Source organism: Microbacterium sp. NPDC056044 (assembly GCF_042267145.1).
Classification (GTDB): domain Bacteria; phylum Actinomycetota; class Actinomycetes; order Actinomycetales; family Microbacteriaceae; genus Microbacterium.
This window is the reverse complement of the sequence record NZ_JBHJWZ010000005.1, coordinates 18,084-38,258: the sequence shown is the minus strand read 5'-3', so window position 1 is coordinate 38,258 and position 20,175 is coordinate 18,084. Positions and strand designations below refer to the sequence as shown.

The following is a 20,175-nucleotide window of genomic DNA, read 5'->3' as shown; positions in this document are numbered from 1 at the left end:
CGCGGGGGGCACAAGCACGGTCCGGACAACGCGAGACCGCCGACGCCAAAACCCGCGAAGTCCGGACTTCGCACGATGGAGACGGAGCACGGGCCCCGGTCTGCGTGGCGACGCGGATTGAAACGGCGCTCCCGGAAACCTCGCACGCAGGGGGTGAAAAGATAGAGGCATGACCGACGTCGCGGCGAGCTCCCCCACTGAAACCCTCGGCTACACCCTGTGGGCGGTCTTCCGCCGCGACCCCGCCGCGCCCGCCCCGACGGGCGATCTGGCCGCCGCGGTCGCCGAGGTCGAGGCATCCGGAGTCGTCGTCCGCGGGTTCTACGACGTGTCGGGCCTCCGCGCCGACGCCGACCTCATGATCTGGCTGACCGGCGTGGGCATCGCCCCCGAGGTGCTGCAGTCCGCGCTCCGCACCCTGCGCCGCGCCGAGCCGCTCGCGAGCCTCGTGCCGGTGTGGAACGCGATGGGCGTGCACCGCGACGCCGAGTTCACCGCCAGCCACCTGCCCGCGTTCATGCGCGACAAGGATCCCGAGGCGTGGCTCACGGTCTACCCGTTCGTGCGGTCGTACGACTGGTACATCCTCCCCGACGACGAGCGCCGCCAGATGCTCGCCGACCACGGCCGCAAGGGCGCCGCGCACCGCAGCGTGCTGAGCAACACCGTGGCGAGCTTCGCGCTCGGCGACTACGAGTGGATCCTCGCGCTCGAGGCGCCCGAGCTCGTCGAGCTCGTCGACCTCATGCGCGACCTCCGCCAGACCGAGGCCCGCCGCCACGTGCGCGAAGAGGTGCCGTTCTACACCGGCCGTCGCATCGGCCTCGACGAGCTCGCCGAGGTGCTGGCGTGACCACCCTCCGCATCGGCACGCGCGGCAGCACGCTCGCGCTGACGCAGACCGGCATGGTCGCCGACGACCTCGCCGACGCGTACGGCGTGAAGACCGAGCTCGTCACGATCACGACCGACGGCGACCGCTCCAACGAGCCGCTCTCGCGAGCGGGCGGCACCGGGCTCTTCACCGGCGCCCTGCGCGACGCCCTCCTCGCCGGCGAGTGCGACGTCATCGTCCACTCCCTCAAGGACCTCCCGACGGCGCCCCACGACCAGCTCGTCGTCGCGGCGATCCCGGCCCGCGAAGACCCGCGCGACGCGCTCATCGCCCGCGACGGCCTCACGCTCGACGAGCTTCCGGCCGGCGCCCGCGTCGGCACCGGGTCCCCGCGCCGCATGGCGCAGCTGCGCGCGCGCCGCCCCGACCTCGAGGTCGTCGACATCCGCGGCAACGTCGACACGCGTCTCGGCAAGGTGACGAGCGGAGAGTTGGATGCTGTCATCCTCGCCGCCGCCGGACTCACCCGCATCGGCCGCACCGACGTCGTGACCGAGTTCCTCGACGCAGACCGCTGGCCGACGGCTCCGGGTCAGGGCGCCCTCGCGGTGGAGGTGCGCCGCGGCGAAGAGGGCCTCGTCGACCGGCTCGACCACGCCGAGACCCGCGTCGCCGTCGAAGCCGAGCGTGAGGTGCTCGCCCTCCTCGAGGCCGGCTGCTCCGCACCCGTCGGCGCCCGCGCCGTCGTCGACGCCGGGCTCCTCCTCCTCACCGCGAGCGTATACAGCCTCGACGGCACCACGACGCTCACGTCGTCGCACGCCGGTGTCTGGCCGGACGACGGCGATCCCGCCCGCGAGATCGCGGCATCCGTCGCCCGTGAGCTGATCGATGCCGGCGCCGCCGGCCTGACGGGAGAACGCCCGTGACCGCACCCGCCTACGGACCCGCAGCCCGCCCCCGCCGCCTGCGCCAGAGCTCCGCGATGCGGCGCCTCGTCGCCGAGACCCGCCTGCACCCGGCCGAGCTGATCCTGCCGGTCTTCGTGCGTGAGGGCTCCACCGAGCCCATCCCGATCTCGTCGATGCCGGGCGTCGTCCAGCATTCGACCGAGAGCCTGAAGAAGGCGGTGACGGATGCTGCGGCCGCCGGCATCGGCGGAATCATGCTGTTCGGCGTGCCCGAGCACAAAGACGCGACCGGCTCCGGCGCGACCGATCCCGACGGCATCCTCAACGTCGCGACCCGCATCGCGGTCGCCGAGGCCGGGGATGCGCTCGTCGTGCAGACCGACCTCTGCCTCGACGAGTTCACCGACCACGGCCACTGCGGCGTGCTCGACGCGCACGGCCACGTCGACAACGACGCGACACTCGAGCGCTACCGCGACATGGGCGTGGCGCAGGCCGAGGCGGGGTCCCAGCTGCTGGGCCTGTCGGGCATGATGGACGGCCAGGTCGCCGCCGTGCGCGATTCGCTCGACGACTCCGGGTTCGGAAACACGCCGATCCTCGCCTACGCGGCGAAGTACGCGTCGGCCTTCTACGGCCCGTTCCGCGAGGCCGTGCAGTCCTCGCTCGAGGGCGACCGCCGTACGTACCAGCAGGACCCCGCGAACCGTCGCGAGGGCGCGCGCGAGCTCGACCTCGACGTCGCCGAGGGCGCCGACATCGTGATGGTCAAGCCTGCGATGAGCTACCTCGACGTGCTGGCGGATGCCGCGGCGACCAGCCCCGTCCCGGTCTGGGCCTACCAGGTGTCGGGCGAGTACGCGATGATCGAGGCGGCCGCCGCCCACGGCTGGATCGACCGCCGCCGCGCGATCGAGGAATCGGTCGTGAGCATCCGCCGCGCCGGCGCCGACGCCGTGCTGACCTATTGGGCTCTCGAGCTTGCGGAGTGGATCCGATGACGACGAACGCACAGGAATTCGCCCGCGCCCGAGGCGCCATGCCCGGCGGCGTGAACTCGCCCGTCCGCGCGTTCGGCTCGGTGCACGAGACGCCGCGCTTCTTCGTCGCCGCGTCCGGCCCCTACGTCACGGATGTCGAGGGCCGCGAGTACGTCGACCTCGTCGGCTCGTGGGGTCCCGCGATCCTCGGGCACGCCCACCCCGCTGTCGTGAAGGCGGTTCAGGATGCCGCGGCGCACGGCCTCGGCTTCGGTGCGAGCACGCCGGGCGAGACCGAGCTCGCCGAGCTCATCGCCGCGCGCGTCGCGCGCGACGGCGAGGCCAAGCCCGTGGAGCGCGTGCGTCTGGTGTCGACCGGCACCGAGGCCACGATGACCGCGATCCGCCTCGCGCGCGGCGCGACCGGGCGCGACCTCGTCGTGAAGTTCGCCGGCCACTACCACGGGCACTCCGACGGCCTCCTGGCCGAGGCGGGCTCGGGCGTCGCCACGCTCGCGATGCCGGGCTCGGCGGGCGTCCCCGCCGCGATCGCGGCCCAGACGCTCGTCATCCCCTACAACCACCTCGACGCGGTGCGCGAGGTGTTCGCGGCACGCGGCGACGACATCGCCGCCGTCATCGTGGAGGCCGCGCCCGCCAACATGGGCATCGTGCCTCCGGCGCACGGGTTCAACGCCGCCCTCGCCCGGATCGCCCACGAGCACGGCGCACTGCTGATCCTCGACGAGGTGCTCACCGGCTTCCGCGTCGGCCCCGCCGGCTGGTACGGCATCGACCCGGTGCCGTTCTCGCCCGACCTCATCACGTTCGGCAAGGTCGTCGGCGGCGGTCTGCCGCTCGCCGCGATCGGCGGGCGCGCGGCGCTCATGGAGCTGCTCGCCCCGCTCGGCCCGGTCTACCAGGCGGGCACGCTGAGCGGGAACCCGCTCGCCGTCGCCGCCGGGCGGGCGACACTCGACCACCTCGACGCCGCCGCCTACGCCCGCATCGACGCCGCGGCGTCGACGATCGCGGAGGCCGCGGCATCCGCTCTCGACGAGGCCGGAGTCACGCACGTCGTGCAGCGCTCGGGCAACCTGTTCTCGATCCAGTTCGCGGCCGAGGCGCCGACGGACTACGACACGGTCAAGGCGCAGGAGACGTTCCGCTACCCGCCGTTCTTCCGCGCGATGCTCGCCCAGGGCGTCTCGCTGCCGCCGTCGGTGTTCGAGGCCTGGTTCGTCTCGGCAGCGCACGACGACGCGGCCGTGGCGCGCATCGTCGAGGCGCTGCCGGCCGCGGCCCGTGCCGCCGCGGAGGCCGTCCCCGACTGACGCGGTCAGCCGCCGGCGACCAGCGGGTGGCCGACGGCGTCGGCGAGCGCGTTGGCGATGTAGACGGCCGGGTCCTCGCACGGACCGGTCGTGCGACCGCCAGGCGTCGTGGGCGCCCCGGCCGGGCACTCGCCCGACTTGATGTCGCTGTCGACCATGACGATGAGGGTCGTGCCCGACTCGGCGTGATGCTGCACGACGGTGTTGTACCCCGGCAGCTCGCCGGTGTGCCCGTACCAGCCGAGCGCGAGGCCCAGCCCGAGCCCGTACGCGCGCGCCTCGGACTGCGGAGCGTCCTGGCCGGGGCCGACGTACACGGGCACCGAGAAGTCGAACGAGTCGAGGCGCGTCTGCTGCCATTCCGGCGACAGGATCCCCTCGCCGGTGGCGAGCACCTCGCCCCACGTGAGCAGGTCATCGAGGTCGGAGATCATCGCACCGGCCGACCAGCCCCACGACGGGTTCCAGTCCGTGGCCTCGACCGGCACGTTGTCATCGGTTCCTTGGGTCGTGTAGCCGTGCGCGTGCGGATCGGGAAACGTGCCGTCGGTCGGGAAGAAGGTCGCCGCCAGCCCCAGCGGCTCGGTGATCTGCTCGCGCATGACGTCTTCGATGGGCGTGCCGGTCACCTGCTCGATGACCATGCCCAGCAGCACGGTGTTCGTGTTCGAGTAGAAGGTCTTGGCGCCCGGCGCGTACATCGGCTCGACGCCCTTGACCAGATCCACCAGCTGCTGCGGCGTCCACACGTGGTTCGGGTCGCTGAAGAGCGTGTCCTGGAAGGAGGGGTCGAAGGTGTACGACGGGATGCCGCTGCGCATCGAGGCGAGCTCGTACAGCGTCGCGTCGCCGTTGGGCATGCCCGGGACGTACATCTCGATGGGGTCGTCGAGGGAGAGCGCACCCTGCTCGGCGAGCTGCAGCAGCGCGGTGATCGTGAAGGTCTTGGTGACGCTGCCGACCCGCTGGTTGACGTCGGCGGCCATCGGGATCGTCTTGTCCCAGTCCTGGAAGCCGATCGTCGCCGCCCACGTCCCCTCGGGGGTGCGGATCGCCATGACCGCGCCCGGAGCGCTGATGCCGGCGAACGCGTCGGCGGCTGCCGCGCCGAGAGCATCGCCGACGTCGGCGCCGAGCCCGTCCTCGATGACGGCGAGAGCGCCGGGTGTGGAACTCGGCGTGGAGATCGACGACGGCGAGGCGTCGGGCCGGGCACTCGTGCACGCGGTCAGCCCGGCGGCGAGCACCACCCCGAGCGAGAGGGCGAGCAGGGTCTGGTGAGCAGCGGATCTCGGCACGGTCTGGCCCCCATCGGTCGAGCATCGGGCGCCCTCCCCCGGGTGGGCGCCCCACCCACCCTGGCGTACGTCTCGCGGGCGCGCAACGTCGGGGCGCCGCTCGAACCGGCGCATGATGGACGTATGACAACGCTCGTCGCCGTCCATGGCGACATCACCGTCCAGAGCACCGACGCGATCGTCAACGCCGCCAACAACGCCATGCGCGGCGGGGGCGGCGTCGACGGGGCGATCCACCGCGCCGGCGGGCCCGAGATCCTCCGGGAGTGCATCGCGCGCTTTCCCGACGGCCTGGCGACGGGCGACGCCGGCTGGACGACCGGGGGCAGACTCCCCGCGAAGTGGGTCGTGCACACCGTCGGCCCGAACCACGGCGCGGGCCAGCGCGACCGGGCCCTGCTCGAGTCGAGCTATCGACGGTCGCTCGAGGTCGCCGACGAGCTCGGTGCGCGCAGCGTCGCGTTCCCGCTCATCAGCGCGGGGGTGTACGCGTGGCCGCGCCGAGAGGCGATCTCGGCAGCCATCGACACGATCGCGGCCACGCCCACGTCCGTCGACGAGGTGCGCCTCGTCGCGTTCGACGCGACCGCGCATGAGGCGATCGCGTCGGCGCTCGTCATGGCGACCTCGGTGCGGATCCTCCAGGGCGCACGCGAACTGCACCGCCGGGGTTACCACCGGCTGCGCGTGATCCCCGCCGTCGCCCCGTCCGGCATGTACTGGCGGGTCGTGCTCGGCGACGCGGCCGACCTCGGGGCCGGCATCCATTACACGTCCGGGGCCGAGACGGAGTTCGCGGGCGGCACGGTCGACGCCATGTCGACGCCGGGCGAGGTCGCCGACCTCGTCCTCCGCGCCCTCCCCGGCCTCCGGCCGACGAACGACGCACCCGCCTACGCGGCATGGTTCGCGGGGCTTGTCGCCGCCGTCGAGCCGCAGCACGCGCTGCCCGTCTCGTCGGCCGACTACTTCGACGACACCGACGGCTGGGAGATCGGCTGGGGCAGCGGCCTGCGCTACCCGAAGCCGCCGGAGTGAGGCACTCGAAAACCCGAAAAGCAGAAGGCCCCCACCACGTGGGGGCCTTCTCTCGGTGGACCTGAGGGGAATCGAACCCCTGACCTCCTCGATGCGAACGAGGCGCGCTACCAACTGCGCTACAGGCCCTTGAACCTCGAAAACACTATCACGGTTCGACACCCGCTCCGAATCGGCGGAGCCCCGCGAGAGCCCTACTCCCCGGCGGCGCGACGGGTCAGCAGCTGCCGCACGTGCGCCTCGATCTCGGCGTCGTCGACGTACCCCATGCGTGCGTATTCGGACTCGGCAGCGGCGGTGCGCGCCGTGCGCGCGACCTCGATCGAGGCCGGCTGCTGCGCGGCCGCGCGGGCCGCCATGGCCTCCTCGAGGGCGGCCTGCCGCAGCGCCGCACGAGCGGCTTCGCCGTCGAGCACTGCGGCCGCACGCGAACCCGCGGACGCCGTGAGCGGGCGGGGAAGATCCCGCGGCGCCCACGCGCGCTGCTCGCGCTCGAGCGCCACGTCCTGCAGCTCCGCGGTGCGGCGGGGCGCAGCATCCATCGTCCGCGACACGGCACGCGCGGCGACGCGCGAGAGGCGATGAAGGATGAGACCGGATGCTGCGAACAGGCCGGCACCCGCCCACATCATGAGCTGCGCGCCCGCGGTGATCGTCTCGAAGACGCCCCATACCGCGACCCCGAGGCCGATGACGCCGGCGAAGGTCGCGGCGAGGCGGAACCGGCGCCGCGCGCGCGCACGGCGCGCGGTCGGCAGGGAACGGACGGCGGCGAGGTCGGAGCGCGCGGCCGCTGCGGCCTGCGCGCGTTCGGCACGCGCGCGCTCGAGGTCGACGCGGGCGGCGGCCTCGGCGGCGACGCGGTCGATGCGGGCGCGCTCCACGCCCAGTCGAGCGGCGGCCTCTGCGGCCTCGCGCTCGGACTTGGCGATCTCGAGGTCGACGCGGGCGTCTTCCAGTGCCGCCTGTTCACGTTCTGCGAGGGCGCGCTTGGCGAGCTTCTGCTGAGCGGCCGCCGTGCGGGCGTTGAGCTCGAGCCGCACCTCTTCGGGGGTCTCGCTCGTCTCGGCGAGCACGCGGAGAGCCTGACTCAGGCGGACGGCGTTGCGCTCGGCCGCGTCGAACTGACGCCGGCTGTGCCATGACGGGAGCAGGTACACCAGCCACAAGGCCACGGCGACGAGAACGACGACTCCCCCACCCCACACCTGCCCGCCCATGGTCACCACGGTAAGGGACCGGACGGCCGTGTCCCCGACATCGGCGCGCGTGTCACGCAACACGGATTTCGGGTGTGGCCAGGCATGGCGGTGCGCGGCGAACCGCCGACCGGGGCGAGATGCCGCAACCGGACGACCTAGGCGTGCAGCCGGTCCGCGGGCGGAACCGTCGCCGCGTCCTGCGGAGCACGGCCCGAGATCCAGCGCTGCAGCACGCCCTCGGGCACGTCCTCGCGGACGAGCGCGAAGGCGTAGTGGTCCCGCCAGTCGCCGTCGATGTGGATGAAGCGCCGGCGCAGCCCCTCGTAGCGGAAGCCGAGCTTCTCGACGACGCGCAGGCTCGCGAGGTTCTCGGGGCGGATGCAGATCTCCATGCGGTGCAGGCGCAGCTCCGAGAAGCAGATGTCGGTCGCGAGCGCTACCGCCGTCGGCGTGATGCCGCGCCCTGCGAACCGCTCGCTCACCCAGTACCCGATCGTCGCCGACGCCAGGGAGCCGCGAGCGACGCCCCACACGTTCAGCTGGCCGGCGATCTCACCGTCGGACTCCATGACGAACGGCACGCCGGCCCCGTCGCGGTACTGCTGCAGGAGCCGGCGGACGCCGACGCGCATGTCGAACGACACCGGGCCGTCGGGGCTCGTCGCCTCCCACGGACGCAGCCAGCCCCGGTTGGAGAGCAGCTCGTTCTGCAGCACGCGCGCGTCGCGCTGGCGGACGAGCCGGATCGCCACCGAGCCGTGCCTGCGGGGAGCCGACAGATCCACGAGACCCCCTCGATCGGGCGGCGTCAGAGGTTCGCCGCGAAATCCTTGAACCAGGGACGCAGTGCGGGACCGAGATCTTCGCGATCGGCCGCCAGCTGCACGATGGCCTTGATGTAGTCCACCCTATCGCCGGTGTCGTAGCGACGGCCACGGAAAACCACGCCGTACACGCCCGGGCCGTCGGGGTCGGCGGCGAGCTCCTGGAGCGCGTCCGTGAGCTGGATCTCCCCGCCCTTGCCGGGCTCGGTGCGCTCGAGGATCTCGAACACGTCGGGCGAGAGCACGTAGCGGCCGATCACGGCGTAGTTGGAGGGGGCGTCCTCTTTGGCCGGCTTCTCGACGAGGCCGGTGACCTTGACGACGCCGTCGGTGTCGGTCGCCTGGACCGCTGCCGCGCCGTACAGGTGGATCGAGTCCTCGGGCACCTCGAGGAGGGCGACGATGGCCGCACCGGTGCGGTCGTACTGCTCGAGCATGGTCGTCAGCAAGGGGTCGCGCTCGTCGATGAGGTCGTCGCCGAGGAGCACGGCGAAGGGGTGGTCGCCGACGTGCGCCTTGGCACGCAGCACCGCATGCCCGAGACCGCGCGGCTCACCCTGGCGCACGAAGTGGATGTCGGCGAGGTCGCTGGAGCGCTGCACCTTCGCAAGCTTCTCCTGGTCGCCCTTCTTGGCCAGGTTGCTCTCGAGCTCGGGAACCGAGTCGAAGTGGTTCGAGAGGTTGTTCTTGTTGCGACCGATGATGATCAGGACGTCCTCGATGCCGGCCTGCGTGGCTTCTTCGACCACGTACTGGATGGCGGGCTTGTCGACGACGGGGAGCATCTCCTTGGGCATCGCCTTCGTCGCAGGGAGGAAGCGCGTGCCGAGTCCGGCCGCGGGGATCACGGCCTTGAAGGGCTTGTGGGTCATGGAACACACTCTAGCCAGCGACCGGAAGCCGCTACGCGCTGACCACGCCGTCTTTCGACGCCGCCGACGGCTCCACGACTTAGAATCGACACCATGTCCGACGCCATCGCCGACGCCAAGCGCGCCCTGCGCGCCGAGCTCCGCGAGCGACGCCAGCTCATCTCGCCGCAGGCGCGCGAGACCGCCGAGGCCGGCATCCACGCCCAGCTCGACGCCCTCGTCGCCGAGCACGGCGCCCGCTCGATCTCCTGCTTCCTGTCGACGACCGCCGAACCCGGCACGCGCTCTTTCGTCGCGGATGCCGTGGGCCGCGGCATCCGTGTCCTCCTTCCCGTGACGCGTGCCGACGGCCTGCTGGACTGGGCGGTCGCCACACCCGAAGGCGACATCGCCGAGGGCATGTACGGACTGCCGGAGCCGGTCGGCGAGCTGCTCGGCCCGATCGCGGTCAACGACGTCGACCTGCTCGTCATCCCCGCCGCCTCCGTCGACCGCACTGGAATGCGGCTCGGCTGGGGCCGCGGCTTCTACGACAAGACGCTGGGCTCGATGGAGAGGTGCCCTCCCGTCTACGCGGTCGTCTTCGACACCGAGTTCGTGGACGAGCTGCCGAGCGACGAACTCGACGAGCGCGTCACCGGCGTCGTGACGCCCACGCGCACCATCACCCTCGCGCCCACACGGCGCTGACAGCGAGAACCGAGAGAACATGCCCACCTACGCCTATGCCTGCAAGCAGTGCGGTCACCGCTTCGACGCGGTGCAGTCGTTCGCCGACCCGACCCTGACCGAGTGCCCCGAGTGCGGCGGACCGCTGCGCAAGGAGTACGGCTCGATCGGCGTCACCTTCAACGGCTCAGGCTTCTACCGCACCGATTCCCGCGCGGGCGCGAAGTCCTCGGGCGGCGCCGGATCGGGCGGCGGGTCGGATTCGTCGGGTGGCGCGTCCTCGTCGACTTCGACATCATCGAAGTCCGAGGCGAAGGCCTCGCCCGCGTCGTCCGGAGCCTGATCCTCCGGCGCCCCAGACGCGCAACGACACCCAGGGGGGTACACGTGATCAAGGGCTTCAAGGAATTCATTCTCCGCGGCAACGTCATCGACCTGGCGGTCGCGGTCGTCATCGGCGCCGCGTTCACCGCGGTCGTCAACGCGATCGTCTCGAGCATCATCAACCCGCTGATCGAGCTCGTCTGGAAGCCGGACGCCGACGGCACGATCGGCATCACCGTCCAGGGCCTGTGGGGCCCGGTCACCTTCCCGATCAGCGATCTCATCAATGCGGTGATCGCGTTCCTCGCGGTCGCGATCGTCGTCTACTTCGTCTTCGTGCACCCGATGAACCTGCTGAAGGAGCGCGCGGCCGCGAAGGCCGGCATCACGCCCGCCGACGAAGAGCCGAAGCTGCCCACCGAGCAGGAGCTCCTGGTGCAGATCCGCGACCTCCTCGAGAAGCAGAACACCGCACCCCGCACCTAGTAGTGCGGCGGGACGTCTCGCCGCAGGCGGTCGTCGTTCGGACCCTTCTCATCGGATGCCGCGTTCCCCCGGCCCTTCTGGCCGGCCGGGGGCGCGGCATCCGTCGTCTCATCGGCCGGGACCGGCTCGGCCGTGGTGCCCGGCGCGGGCGTCAGCTTCGCGCGGCGGGATCCTTTGACGCGCTCGATGCGCTGCCGGTCACTCGATGACATCGATGGGCTGGGTCTCGCCCGCGACGCGCGGGGCGTCGGGCGGCACGCCCAGCATCGCGGCGATGCGCTGGGCGACCTCGGCGGGGTCGCGGTAGAGGTCGAACGAGTGCACGCGCACGTAGTGCCACCCCAGGCGCCGGAGGATCTGCGGGCGCAGCCGCAGCGACTCCCGCAGCGACTCGCCGATCGTCTCGGGGTCGCTTTCGACGACCACCGCCTTGCCGCCGTACTGCGCGACGAGGGGCAGGAGACCCCGGTAGTCGACGTCGACCGACAGCCCCGCACGGCGCAGCTCACGCGCGAGCGCACGTGTCAGCGGGTCGGCCAGGTCTTCGAGGCGTGCCTCGCGCGAGCGGGCCGCGATGCCGCCCAGGATCGACATGAGGGTCGCGGCGCCGTACTCGAGGCGGCCGGCGTCGAACGCCGACGGCCGGATCGACGACACGATCACCATCGACCGCCGCGCACGGGTCATGCCGACGGTGAGCAGGCGTTCGCCGTCGGGCGACGACAGGTCGCCGAAATCGCTCAGCACGCGGCCGTGCTTGGTGAGGCCGAAGCCGAGCGAGAAGATCACGCGGTCGCGGCTCTCGGCGACCGACTCCTCGAGCGTGAGCACCGCGAACGGCTCGGCGGTGTCGCGCGAGACGAAGTCCGCGACGTCGGCGCGGCCGGCGAAGGCGGCCTCGACGGCGGCGCGGATGCGCTCGGCGTGCCGCACGCTCGCGGTGACGACCATGAGCGATTCGCTGCCGCGGTTCACGGCGTGCTCGACGACGAGCGTCACGACGCGGGCCACCTCGGAGTCGGGGCTCTCGACGGCCCCGGTGATGGGGTCGGGCGTGCCGTGGCCGCCCTCGACGTAGTCGACCGCGAGGCTGCCGCGCCCCAGGTACGACCCCGCCCAGGGCAGCGAGACGAGCTCGCCGCCGTAGAACGCGTCGTTCACGAGCGCAGCGAGATCCTCGCCGCCCGCCCGGTAGCTGCGGGTGAGGGTCTCGACGGGCAGGAGCTCGGCGAGCCGCTCGAATACGCTGGTGCTGTCGAACGGGACCTCGTCCTCGTCGCCCTCGGCAGGCGCACCGAAAGCGGGCGGCGGCACGGCGGCCGACATCGCGGATCCCGCCGAGACGTGGAACGGCGTCGGTTTCTGCGTGACGGGGTCGCCGAACACCACGACCTGCCCCGCCCGGCGGAGCGCGGGTGATGCCTCGGCGAGACACAGGGCCGCAGCATCCGCCACCACCACGACGTCGAACGCGACAGCCTCGGGGATGCGGGGAACCTCGTAGGGCGACGCGAGCCACACCGGCGCCACCGTGCGCGAGAGCGTGGGCGCCACGGCCGCGAGCTCGGCGGGCGTGATCGCGCCGCGCTTCAGCGCCTGCTTGAGCCCGTCGGCCTCGGAGCGGTGGTCGACGATCCCGATGCGCCACTGCGTCGCGAGATGGGCCGCGAGAAGGGGACCGGATGCCGCGGCATGAGCCTCGTCGACGAGCCGGAAGTCGCGCTCCAGACGGTCGACGACGGCGGTGTTGGCGCCGAGCACGGCGCGGTCGGTGCGCAGCAGCAGCTCGAGGGCGGACTGCCACCACGCGTACTCGAGCTCGGCCGCCACCTGGTCCTCGGGGACGTGCCGCACCGACAGCTCGAGCAGCAGGGGCTCGAGGCCCATCGCGGCGAGCTCGGAGCGCAGCGTCGCGCGTTCCCTGAGGTTGTCGAAGACGTCGGATTCGGCGGCGAGCCCCGCGAGCGTGCGCACGAGCTGCTTCACCGGAAGCGTCGCGAGCTTGTCGGCACCGCTGCGGCCGAGCACCGCGTCGACCTCGCCGAGCTCGGCGTCGACGCGCTGCCAGGCGACCTGCACGTCGCCGAGCCCGAGCGGCAGCTCGGGCGTGACGCCCGGGTCGACGTAGCGCTGCCATTCGGTGCGCTGCTGCTGGATGCGCACCAGCGCCTCGTACATGTCGGGCACGTGGACGCCGGGGCGCAGGTACTCGCGCGACAGACGGCGCAGGCGGCGCCGGTTCGCGCCGTTCATCTCCGGCGCGTCACGGCGCGGCGCGTGCGCCTGGATGAGCTCGGCGAGGGGCCGCTCGAAGACCGTGAGGCTGAACTTGTCGAGCGAGTCGCGGATGCCGCGCAGCAGACGCAGGTACACGCCGAGCTCGGCGACGGTCTGGAACGGGCGCATGCGCGTCTGCGCGATCAGCTCGTAGCCGCGCTCGAGGAGCGTGGGCACATCGGTGCGGTGGAGCTTGCCGGCGAGCGCGTGCGCGCCGCGGGCCTCTTCCACCGTCGCGAACGTGACGCCGTACCAGGGCGAGTCGTCGGGGCCGAAGCGGAACTCACCCAGTCGCGCGGCCGCCGACAGCTTCGCCGCAGCATCCGCGCGCTTCGTCGCGAGGCTCGCGAGCGCGTGGGTGTCGAACCGCGCCTCGGTCGCGGGGGCGACACCCCGCCCGGCGAGCTCCGCGAGCTCGCGGAGGATGTCGAGCACCGACACCCCGAAGTCGGGGTGCTTCGCGGTCACAGCGGAGCGGTAGTCGCGCAGCACGCCGCGCAGGCGCACCAGCGCGTCGTCGATGTCGGAGACCTTGGGCGCCTCGGCCTTCTCGTTGCGGCCGATCGCGCGGATGAGGTCGCGCTGCAGGCGGTCGGGCGAGACGGCGAGCCCCGGGAGGCCGATGCCCGCGAGGCGATGCCGCACGCCGTCGAGCGTCGAGCGGCGCGCGCTCACCACCAGCACGCGCTTGCCGTCGCGCACCAGCGACCCGACCGCGTTGATGACGGTCTGCGTGCCGCCGGTGCCGGGCAGCGTGTGGATGACGAGGGACTGGCCGTCGGCGATGCGCGCGAGCACCCGCTCCTGCTCGGAGTCGGCGTCCAGCAGCAGCATGTCGGCGGCGGGAGCCCGGTCGTCGGGGTTCGTCGGCGGCGGCCCGTCGCGGCGGATCGTGAGCGACTCGCGGTCGGCGACGTGTCCGGCGAGCGCGTTGAGCACCCGGTGATCGAGATCCGACGCGTCCAGCGCCATGTCGCCGGCGACGTCGGCGAACGTCGACACGAGCAGGCGCGGCTTCACCGCGAAGCTGTCGATCGACGCCGTCAGCGCACGGATGTGGTCGATCACGGGCTGCGGTTTGAAGACGCCGCCCTCGTAGGCGAGAGCGGCGAGTCCTCCGGCGTCGATCATGATGCCGAAGTGCGTGTGCATGGCGCGGATCAGCTCGGGGTTGACCGAGAACGTCCCGTGCAGCTTGAGTTCGTAGTCGCCGTGGTGGCGGCGGATCGCGAGCGGCCTGAGCAGCACGGGCGCGCTCCACGAGATGCCGGCGATGCGCCACGTCGCGAGACCGACCGCGAGACGCACGGTGTCGAGGCCGCGCGTCGTGCGCAGCTCCTGGTCCTTCGCGGTGATGCTCTGCGCGGCGAGGCGGGCGTTGCGCAGCGCGACCTCGTCACGGAACAGGTTCGACAGCAGCGTCGAGCGCCCGGTGATGAACTGCGGCAGGCTTCCGGGATGCGCCTTGGTGATCTCGATCGCGGCGTCCAGCCCGTCCGAGAAGTGCAGCAGCGTCGACCGGCCGCCCAGGGCAGCCGACTGCAGTCGGAGCCTGTCGCGCTCGGATTCGGCGACATGCACCACCGTGACGTCGGGCTCGGCGAGACCCAGATCACCGGGGGTCACCTCGTACCCGCGCTCGGCATCTCCTGAGCCCAACACGGCGCTGCGTTCTGCTCGCCACACACGAGCCACCCTAAAGGCGGCGCGGGCGCCGCTCTTGCAATGGACCTGAGTTTCGCGGTATTGGACGGCGCCGGCGCACCCCCTCCTCCCCCGTGGGCCTTCCGCGCGGACTCTGCACAGATCCCGCCCGTGACCGGCCGCGGCGTCCGCGCCGCGCGCCAGGATGGTCGCATGACCCCCGAGGATCCGCCCCGCTACCGCGTCCACCCGTCGCCCATCGGCGACATCCTGATCGTCACGACCACCGACGGCATCGTGACCCTGCACCCCTTCGACGGCCCGCTGCACGCCGAGATCGAGCGTGTCGCGCTGCGGCTGCGCGCCCTCCCCCTCCCTGATGACGAGACGGATGCCGCGTCCCCCGCCTCCGCCGAGACCGACACCTTCGACAGCGCGGCCCGGCAGCTCGACGAGTACTTCGACGGCGAACGGGAGGAGTTCGACCTGCCGCTGGACTGGCGCCTCGTGCGCGGGTTCACGCTCGCCGCGCTTCAGGCCGTGTGCGACATCCCCTACGGCGAGACCGCCGGCTATGGAGAGGTGGCGATCGCCGCGGGCGTCCCCCGCGCCGGGCGCGCCGTCGGCACCGCCTGCGCCACCACCCCGTTCTCGGTGGTCGTCCCGGTGCACCGCGTCGTCCGCGCCGACGGCTCCATCGGCGAGTACGGCGGGCGGCCAGACGTGAAGCGGTTCCTGCTCGACCTCGAACAGGGGCCGAGCGTTCCCGCGGCGCCGATGTCGGCCGCGGACGACGTCGCGGCGACCAGCTGACGCGCGCACGATCCAGGCGTGCGGGCGTGTAGGCCGTCCGCACGTCGCGAGGCCCGCTCGGCACGCCGGCGGGCCTCGCAACCTCGGTGAGGAGGCGCCGCACGCCACCGGGCGCGACGCCCCTGAGTGGTAAGGTCGACGCTACGAAAATGGGCGGTGAGGACGCCGTCACGCCGGAAGCAGGTAGCCGTGGGCGCGTCCCTCCCGCATCGCGCACCGGCCCCCGATCGCAAGGGCGCGGGGGTCCGCATCGTCGTGGACGGCATGGCCGGCGATCCCGGCGACGCACAGGCGCTCGATCACGCGGTGGCCGAGCTCGTCCGCCGCACCCGCTTCCCCGTCGCCTTCGGCGGCCTCGCGCTCGGCGACGCGATCCACGTCACCTCCATCCACGGCGCCCGCACCCGCAACCTCGAGGGTCTCGTCGTCGAGGCCTCGCGCGGCCTCGGCGGACGCGCGCTCGTCGAGAAGCGTCCGCGACTCGCGCTCGACTACGGCTCGTCCCGCAGCATCACGCACGACTACGACCGCGCGGTCCTCGGCGAGGGCATCGCGACGCTGTTCGCCGTCCCCGTGATGGTGGGCGGTCGCGCGCGCGGCGTCATCTACTGCGGCTCCTGGGCCGAATCGCCGGTCGGCGACGTCGTCGCCCGGCCGGCCTTCGCCGTCGCCGAAGAGCTCTCGAGCGAACTGCGCATCCGCGACGAGGTGCAGCGACGGCTCGCCCTCTCCCCCACGCGCACCGCCCCGGCCCCGCTGCCGGCCGCGACCCGCGAAGAACTGCGCGAGACCTACGCGGAGCTCCGCAGCATCGCGGCGATCATCGACGACCCGGCACTGCGCGCGCGGCTCGACCGTCTCGAGCAGCGGCTGGCCGCGCTCTCGCACGACGGTTCGGAGCCGTCGGTCGACCTCGAGGTACGGCTCTCGCCGCGCGAGATCGATGTGCTCGCGTGCGCGGCGCTCGGCTCGACCAACGCCGAGATCGCGGCGACGCTCGACCTCAAAGACGGCACCGTCAAGTCGTATCTGCAGGCGGCGATGGCGAAGCTGGATGCCTCGACCCGCCATGCCGCGGTGGTCACGGCGCGCCGCGCCGGCATTCTCCCCTGACCGGCGGCCGAGGGCATATCTCCCGATAATCTGCACCGTCCGGATGCTCGCGTTCGAATTGACCGCGAAGCCGAATTGCGGTGCCGGCCGACGATTCGCACCGAAGACGAATTCATCAATAGGCGGTGGGCGACAATTCGCGTATTGTGCCCTCATGGCCCGCAGAATCGTTCACCAGCTCGTCGACGACCTCGACGGAACCCTTTTGGAAGCCGGCGAAGGCGAGACCGTGCTGTTCTCGCTCGACGGCGTCGCGTACGAGATCGACCTCACCGATGAGAACGCCGCAGCACTGCGCGGCGCTCTCGAGCGTTACACCAAAGCGGCCCGAGCCGTGTCGTCCTCCCGTGCGGCGTCCAGCGCCGCCTCGGCCGGGCGCAAGCGCCGCCGCAGCGGGCAGCAGGATTACAGCGGCGTCCGCGAATGGGCGAAGCAGAACGGCTATCAGGTCTCCGAGCGCGGCCGGGTTCCGGCATCCGTTCTCGAAGCCTACGAGGCGGCGCACTGACGCACGCCGCCTCGCGGCCTTTCATCGAGGATTCGTCGATGTCACGAGCGTGACAGCTGGAAGAGAATCTCGTCGACTTTCTCTTTCGCGTCTCCGAAGAGCATCTGCGCGTTGTCGCGGTAGAAGAGCGGATTCTGTACGCCCGCATATCCCGACGCCATCGAGCGCTTGAAGACGATCACGTTGCCGGCCTCCCAGACACGGAGCACCGGCATTCCGGCGATCGGACTGGAGGGGTCTTCGGCGGCAGCCGGGTTGACGGTGTCGTTCGCCCCGATGACGAGCACGACGTCGACACCCGACAGGTCGTCGTTGATCTCGTCCATCTCGAGCACGATGTCGTACGGCACCTTCGCCTCGGCGAGGAGCACGTTCATGTGGCCGGGAAGGCGTCCGGCGACGGGATGGATGCCGAACCGCACGTCGACGCCGCGCTCGCGCAGCTTCTGCACGAGGTCGGCGACACCGTGCTGAGCCTGCGCGACGGCCATGCCGTAGCCCGGCGTGATCACGACGGTGGACGCGTTCGCAAGCAGGTCGGCTGCGGCCTCGGCGTCGATCTCGCGATGCTCGCCGTATTCCTCGTCGCCGCCCTTCGGCGCCTCGATGCCGAAGCCGCCCGCGATCACCGACAGGAACGACCGGTTCATCGCCTTGCACATGATGTAGCTCAGGTACGCACCCGACGAGCCGACGAGGGCACCGGTGACGATGAGCAGGTCGTTGTTCAGCAGGAAGCCGGCTGCGGCCGCGGCCCATCCCGAGTAGCTGTTGAGCATCGAGACGACCACGGGCATGTCGCCGCCGCCGATCGAGGCGACCAGATGCCAGCCGAGTGCCAGCGCGAGCAGCGTCACGGCGATCAGGAGCCACAGCTCAGGGGTGATCACGTACCAGACCGTGAGCGCGAGGAACAGGACGAGGGCGCCGATGTTGAGCGCGTTCTTGCCGGGCAGCATGAGCGGCTTGGAGGAGATCCGCGCCGACAGCTTGAGGAACGCGACGATCGAGCCGGTGAACGTCACGCCGCCGATGAACACGCCGATGAAGACCTCGGCGTGGTGGATGTCGGCGAGCGCCCCCGTGAGTCCGGTCTCGTAGAGCGCGCCGTTCCAGCCGACGAGCACGGCGGCGAGACCCACGAAGGAGTGCAGCAGCGCGATGAGCTCGGGCATCCCCGTCATCTGGACGATCCGCGCGCGCCACAGCCCGATCGCGGCGCCGACGAGCACGGCGACGACGAGCAACGTCAGCCCGAGCGCCCCCGACGGCTGCCCCCACGCGCCGGCCGCCACCAGGACGACCGTCGCGACGAGCGCGATCGCCATGCCGACGATGCCGAACACCACGCCGCGGCGGCTGGTCTCGTGCTTGCTGAGCCCCGCGAGGCTGAGGATGAACAGCAGCGCCGCGACGATGTAGGCGGCGCCCGCGACCTGACCGGCGACCGCGATCATCGGGTCTCACCCTTCTGGAACATCGCGAGCATGCGCCGCGTCACGGCGAAGCCGCCGAAGATGTTGATGCTCGCGAGCAGCACCGCGACCGCGGCGAGGATCTGCACCGTGAGGTCGGGGACCGTGATCTGCACCATCGCGCCGACCACGATGATGCCCGAGATCGCGTTGGTGACGCTCATCAGCGGCGTGTGCAGCGCGTGCGCGACGTGGCCGATGACGTAGAAGCCGACGACGATCGCGAGCGTCAGCACGAGGAAGTGCTGCGGGAGCGGCGGTGGCGCGAACGCGCAGATCGCGAACAGCGCGGCGATGCCGGCGACGATGAGGCCGGAGCGGGCTGCCGTCGACATCGGCTTCTTCGCGGCGGTGCCGGCCGCAGCGCCTGCGGGCGCAGCATCCGTCCCCTTCTTCGGCGCGGGAGCCGCCGAGACCTGCACCGGGGGCGGGGGCCACGTGACCGCGCCGTCCTGCACGACCGTGACCGTGCGCTGCACGACGTCGTCGAAATCGAGCGTGAGTTCGCCGTCCTTGCCCGGGGTGAGGAGCTTCAGCAGGTTGACGAGGTTGGTCGCGAACAGCTGCGACGCCTGCTGCGGCAGGCGGCCGGGAAGGTCGGTGTAGCCGAGGATCACGACGCCGTTGCCGGTCACGACCTTCTCGCCGGCGACCGAGCCCTCGACGTTGCCGCCCTGCCCCGCCGCCATGTCGACGATCACGCTGCCCGCGCGCATCGAGGCCACATCCGCCGCCGTGATCAGGCGCGGCGCCGGACGCCCGGGGATGAGCGCCGTCGTGATGATGATGTCGACGTCGGCCGCCTGCTCCGAGTAGATCTCGGCCGCGCGGCGGTCGTACGCCTCGCTCGTCGCCTTCGCGTACCCGTCGGACGAGACCTGCTTCGCCTCCTCCGCGACGACGACCTCGAGGTATTCGCCGCCGATCGACGCGACCTGGTCGGCGACCTCCGGCCGCGGGTCGGTCGCCCGCACGATCGCACCCAGGCTCGACGCGGCGCCGATCGCCGCCAGCCCCGCGACACCCGCGCCGGCGACGAGCACCTTCGCGGGCGGCACCTTGCCGGCCGCGGTCACCTGACCGGTGAAGAAGCGGCCGAACTCGTGGGCGGCCTCGACGACCGCGCGGTAGCCGGCGATGTTGGCCATCGAGCTCAGCACGTCCATCGACTGCGCGCGCGAGATGCGCGGCACCGCGTCGAGCGCGATCGCCGTGATGCCCCGTGTGGCGAGCGACTCGACGAGGTCGGGCCGCAGCGCCGGGCTCAGCGTCGCGACGATCGTCGCGCCGTCGGCGAGCCGGTCGATCTCGGCGGGCGTCGGCGCGTTGACCTTCAGCACCACGGGCGCCGCCCACGCAGCCGCTCCGTCGACCACGGTCGCGCCGGCCTGGGCGAACGCGGCGTCGGAGAACGACGAGCCGGCGCCGGCGCCGGCCTCGACGACGACGTCGTAGCCGAGCGCGATGAGTTTCGGGACGGTGGTCGGGGTCGCGGCCACCCGGGTCTCTCCGGGCGCTTCGGCGACGATGCCAATGCGGGTCATGCGTTCCTCTGGGTCGGGTGCGGCAGCA

19 protein-coding genes and 1 tRNA gene are annotated in these 20,175 nt (G+C 72.0%); 11 read left to right on the top strand and 9 right to left on the bottom strand.

Annotated elements, in window-relative coordinates:
• Positions 1–169 precede the first annotated feature (169 nt).
• The 4 genes from hemQ to hemL are packed head-to-tail and all read left to right on the top strand — an operon-like array spanning position 170 to position 4,060.
• Positions 170–853: a hydrogen peroxide-dependent heme synthase gene (hemQ, locus tag ACFC1I_RS15090; RefSeq protein WP_376010992.1), complete on the top strand. Its 684-nt coding sequence runs from the start codon at positions 170–172 to the stop codon at positions 851–853.
• On the top strand, positions 850–1,764 hold the full coding sequence (hemC, locus tag ACFC1I_RS15085; RefSeq protein ID WP_376010989.1) for a hydroxymethylbilane synthase: 915 nt from the start codon (positions 850–852) through the stop codon (positions 1,762–1,764). Before hemQ ends, hemC begins: the two co-directional genes overlap by 4 nt.
• Positions 1,765–1,820: 56 nt before the next feature.
• Positions 1,821–2,747, top strand: coding sequence for a porphobilinogen synthase (hemB, locus tag ACFC1I_RS15080; RefSeq protein ID WP_376012063.1), 927 nt, complete (start codon positions 1,821–1,823; stop codon positions 2,745–2,747).
• On the top strand, positions 2,744–4,060 hold the full coding sequence (gene hemL, locus ACFC1I_RS15075; RefSeq protein ID WP_376010987.1) for a glutamate-1-semialdehyde 2,1-aminomutase: 1,317 nt from the start codon (positions 2,744–2,746) through the stop codon (positions 4,058–4,060). Before hemB ends, hemL begins: the two co-directional genes overlap by 4 nt.
• Before the next feature lie 5 nt (positions 4,061–4,065).
• Here the strand turns inward: hemL and ACFC1I_RS15070 are convergent, their stop codons facing one another.
• A complete protein-coding gene (locus tag ACFC1I_RS15070) occupies positions 4,066–5,358 on the bottom strand; it encodes a serine hydrolase domain-containing protein (protein WP_376010984.1) in 1,293 nt (430 codons plus the stop codon).
• 123 nt (positions 5,359–5,481) lie between these two features.
• Between ACFC1I_RS15070 and ACFC1I_RS15065 the strand changes: the two genes are divergently transcribed.
• Positions 5,482–6,396, top strand: a complete 915-nt coding sequence (locus ACFC1I_RS15065) for an O-acetyl-ADP-ribose deacetylase (RefSeq protein ID WP_376010981.1) — start codon at positions 5,482–5,484, stop codon at positions 6,394–6,396.
• Between the two features lie 56 nt (positions 6,397–6,452).
• On the opposite strand, the gene ACFC1I_RS15060 is transcribed toward ACFC1I_RS15065, so the two are convergent.
• The 4 genes from ACFC1I_RS15060 to galU all read right to left on the bottom strand — a co-directional run bounded on the left by ACFC1I_RS15060 (position 6,453) and on the right by galU (position 9,294).
• Positions 6,453–6,525: transfer RNA gene (locus tag ACFC1I_RS15060), tRNA-Ala, on the bottom strand.
• Positions 6,526–6,590: 65 nt separating this feature from the next.
• On the bottom strand, positions 6,591–7,616 hold the full coding sequence (locus tag ACFC1I_RS15055) for a large exoprotein (protein ID WP_376010978.1): 1,026 nt from the start codon (positions 7,614–7,616) through the stop codon (positions 6,591–6,593).
• A gap of 137 nt (positions 7,617–7,753) precedes the next feature.
• Entirely contained in the window at positions 7,754–8,383 is a 630-nt protein-coding gene (locus tag ACFC1I_RS15050; RefSeq protein ID WP_376010975.1) for a GNAT family N-acetyltransferase, read from the bottom strand.
• Positions 8,384–8,406: 23 nt separating this feature from the next.
• Entirely contained in the window at positions 8,407–9,294 is an 888-nt protein-coding gene (galU, locus tag ACFC1I_RS15045) for a UTP--glucose-1-phosphate uridylyltransferase GalU (RefSeq protein ID WP_376010973.1), read from the bottom strand.
• A 93-nt stretch (positions 9,295–9,387) separates the two neighbouring features.
• Here galU and ACFC1I_RS15040 point away from each other — a divergent pair, with 93 nt between their 5' ends.
• The 3 genes from ACFC1I_RS15040 to mscL are packed head-to-tail and all read left to right on the top strand — an operon-like array spanning position 9,388 to position 10,773.
• On the top strand, positions 9,388–9,984 hold the full coding sequence (locus ACFC1I_RS15040; protein WP_376010971.1) for a 5-formyltetrahydrofolate cyclo-ligase: 597 nt from the start codon (positions 9,388–9,390) through the stop codon (positions 9,982–9,984).
• Positions 9,985–10,003: 19 nt separating this feature from the next.
• Complete coding sequence (locus ACFC1I_RS15035) at positions 10,004–10,306, top strand: FmdB family zinc ribbon protein (protein WP_376010968.1); 303 nt, start codon at positions 10,004–10,006, stop codon at positions 10,304–10,306.
• A gap of 44 nt (positions 10,307–10,350) precedes the next feature.
• Positions 10,351–10,773, top strand: coding sequence for a large conductance mechanosensitive channel protein MscL (mscL, locus tag ACFC1I_RS15030; RefSeq protein ID WP_376010966.1), 423 nt, complete (start codon positions 10,351–10,353; stop codon positions 10,771–10,773).
• Here mscL and ACFC1I_RS15025 read toward each other — a convergent pair.
• On the bottom strand, positions 10,770–10,985 hold the full coding sequence (locus ACFC1I_RS15025; RefSeq protein WP_376010963.1) for a hypothetical protein: 216 nt from the start codon (positions 10,983–10,985) through the stop codon (positions 10,770–10,772). The two genes, mscL and ACFC1I_RS15025, sit on opposite strands and share 4 nt — an antisense overlap.
• Positions 10,972–14,709, bottom strand: a complete 3,738-nt coding sequence (locus ACFC1I_RS15020; RefSeq protein ID WP_376012061.1) for an AAA family ATPase — start codon at positions 14,707–14,709, stop codon at positions 10,972–10,974. The genes ACFC1I_RS15025 and ACFC1I_RS15020 overlap by 14 nt, the downstream gene beginning before the upstream one ends.
• 198 nt (positions 14,710–14,907) lie before the next feature.
• On the opposite strand from ACFC1I_RS15020, the gene ACFC1I_RS15015 reads away from it, so the two are divergent.
• The 3 genes from ACFC1I_RS15015 to ACFC1I_RS15005 all read left to right on the top strand — a co-directional run bounded on the left by ACFC1I_RS15015 (position 14,908) and on the right by ACFC1I_RS15005 (position 17,128).
• Positions 14,908–15,507, top strand: a complete 600-nt coding sequence (locus ACFC1I_RS15015; RefSeq protein WP_376010960.1) for a methylated-DNA--[protein]-cysteine S-methyltransferase — start codon at positions 14,908–14,910, stop codon at positions 15,505–15,507.
• 189 nt (positions 15,508–15,696) lie between these two features.
• Positions 15,697–16,620 (top strand): LuxR C-terminal-related transcriptional regulator, encoded by a 924-nt coding sequence (locus ACFC1I_RS15010; RefSeq protein ID WP_376010957.1) that lies wholly within the window; start codon positions 15,697–15,699, stop codon positions 16,618–16,620.
• Positions 16,621–16,774: 154 nt separating this feature from the next.
• On the top strand, positions 16,775–17,128 hold the full coding sequence (locus tag ACFC1I_RS15005) for an Lsr2 family protein (RefSeq protein WP_376010954.1): 354 nt from the start codon (positions 16,775–16,777) through the stop codon (positions 17,126–17,128).
• A 41-nt stretch (positions 17,129–17,169) separates the two neighbouring features.
• Here the strand turns inward: ACFC1I_RS15005 and pntB are convergent, their stop codons facing one another.
• Both pntB and ACFC1I_RS14995 read right to left on the bottom strand, forming a co-directional pair.
• Positions 17,170–18,585: a Re/Si-specific NAD(P)(+) transhydrogenase subunit beta gene (gene pntB, locus ACFC1I_RS15000; protein ID WP_376010951.1), complete on the bottom strand. Its 1,416-nt coding sequence runs from the start codon at positions 18,583–18,585 to the stop codon at positions 17,170–17,172.
• Entirely contained in the window at positions 18,582–20,147 is a 1,566-nt protein-coding gene (locus ACFC1I_RS14995; RefSeq protein ID WP_376010948.1) for a Re/Si-specific NAD(P)(+) transhydrogenase subunit alpha, read from the bottom strand. The genes pntB and ACFC1I_RS14995 overlap by 4 nt, the downstream gene beginning before the upstream one ends.
• Positions 20,148–20,175: the final 28 nt, after the last annotated feature.

What these genes read in the sequence shown, in the direction of transcription:
- hemL (WP_376010987.1), top strand. Translation starts at nt 2,744, where the DNA reads ATGACGACGAACGCACAGGAATTCGCCCGCGCCCGAGGCGCCATGCCC.
- ACFC1I_RS15035 (WP_376010968.1), top strand. Translation starts at nt 10,004, where the DNA reads ATGCCCACCTACGCCTATGCCTGCAAGCAGTGCGGTCACCGCTTCGAC.
- ACFC1I_RS15040 (WP_376010971.1), top strand. Translation starts at nt 9,388, where the DNA reads ATGTCCGACGCCATCGCCGACGCCAAGCGCGCCCTGCGCGCCGAGCTC.
- ACFC1I_RS15025 (WP_376010963.1), bottom strand. Translation starts at nt 10,985, where the DNA reads ATGTCATCGAGTGACCGGCAGCGCATCGAGCGCGTCAAAGGATCCCGC.
- ACFC1I_RS15055 (WP_376010978.1), bottom strand. Translation starts at nt 7,616, where the DNA reads ATGGGCGGGCAGGTGTGGGGTGGGGGAGTCGTCGTTCTCGTCGCCGTG.
- ACFC1I_RS14995 (WP_376010948.1), bottom strand. Translation starts at nt 20,147, where the DNA reads ATGACCCGCATTGGCATCGTCGCCGAAGCGCCCGGAGAGACCCGGGTG.
- galU (WP_376010973.1), bottom strand. Translation starts at nt 9,294, where the DNA reads ATGACCCACAAGCCCTTCAAGGCCGTGATCCCCGCGGCCGGACTCGGC.
- hemQ (WP_376010992.1), top strand. Translation starts at nt 170, where the DNA reads ATGACCGACGTCGCGGCGAGCTCCCCCACTGAAACCCTCGGCTACACC.
- ACFC1I_RS15015 (WP_376010960.1), top strand. Translation starts at nt 14,908, where the DNA reads ATGACCCCCGAGGATCCGCCCCGCTACCGCGTCCACCCGTCGCCCATC.
- ACFC1I_RS15005 (WP_376010954.1), top strand. Translation starts at nt 16,775, where the DNA reads ATGGCCCGCAGAATCGTTCACCAGCTCGTCGACGACCTCGACGGAACC.
- pntB (WP_376010951.1), bottom strand. Translation starts at nt 18,585, where the DNA reads ATGATCGCGGTCGCCGGTCAGGTCGCGGGCGCCGCCTACATCGTCGCG.
- ACFC1I_RS15065 (WP_376010981.1), top strand. Translation starts at nt 5,482, where the DNA reads ATGACAACGCTCGTCGCCGTCCATGGCGACATCACCGTCCAGAGCACC.
- hemB (WP_376012063.1), top strand. Translation starts at nt 1,821, where the DNA reads ATGCGGCGCCTCGTCGCCGAGACCCGCCTGCACCCGGCCGAGCTGATC.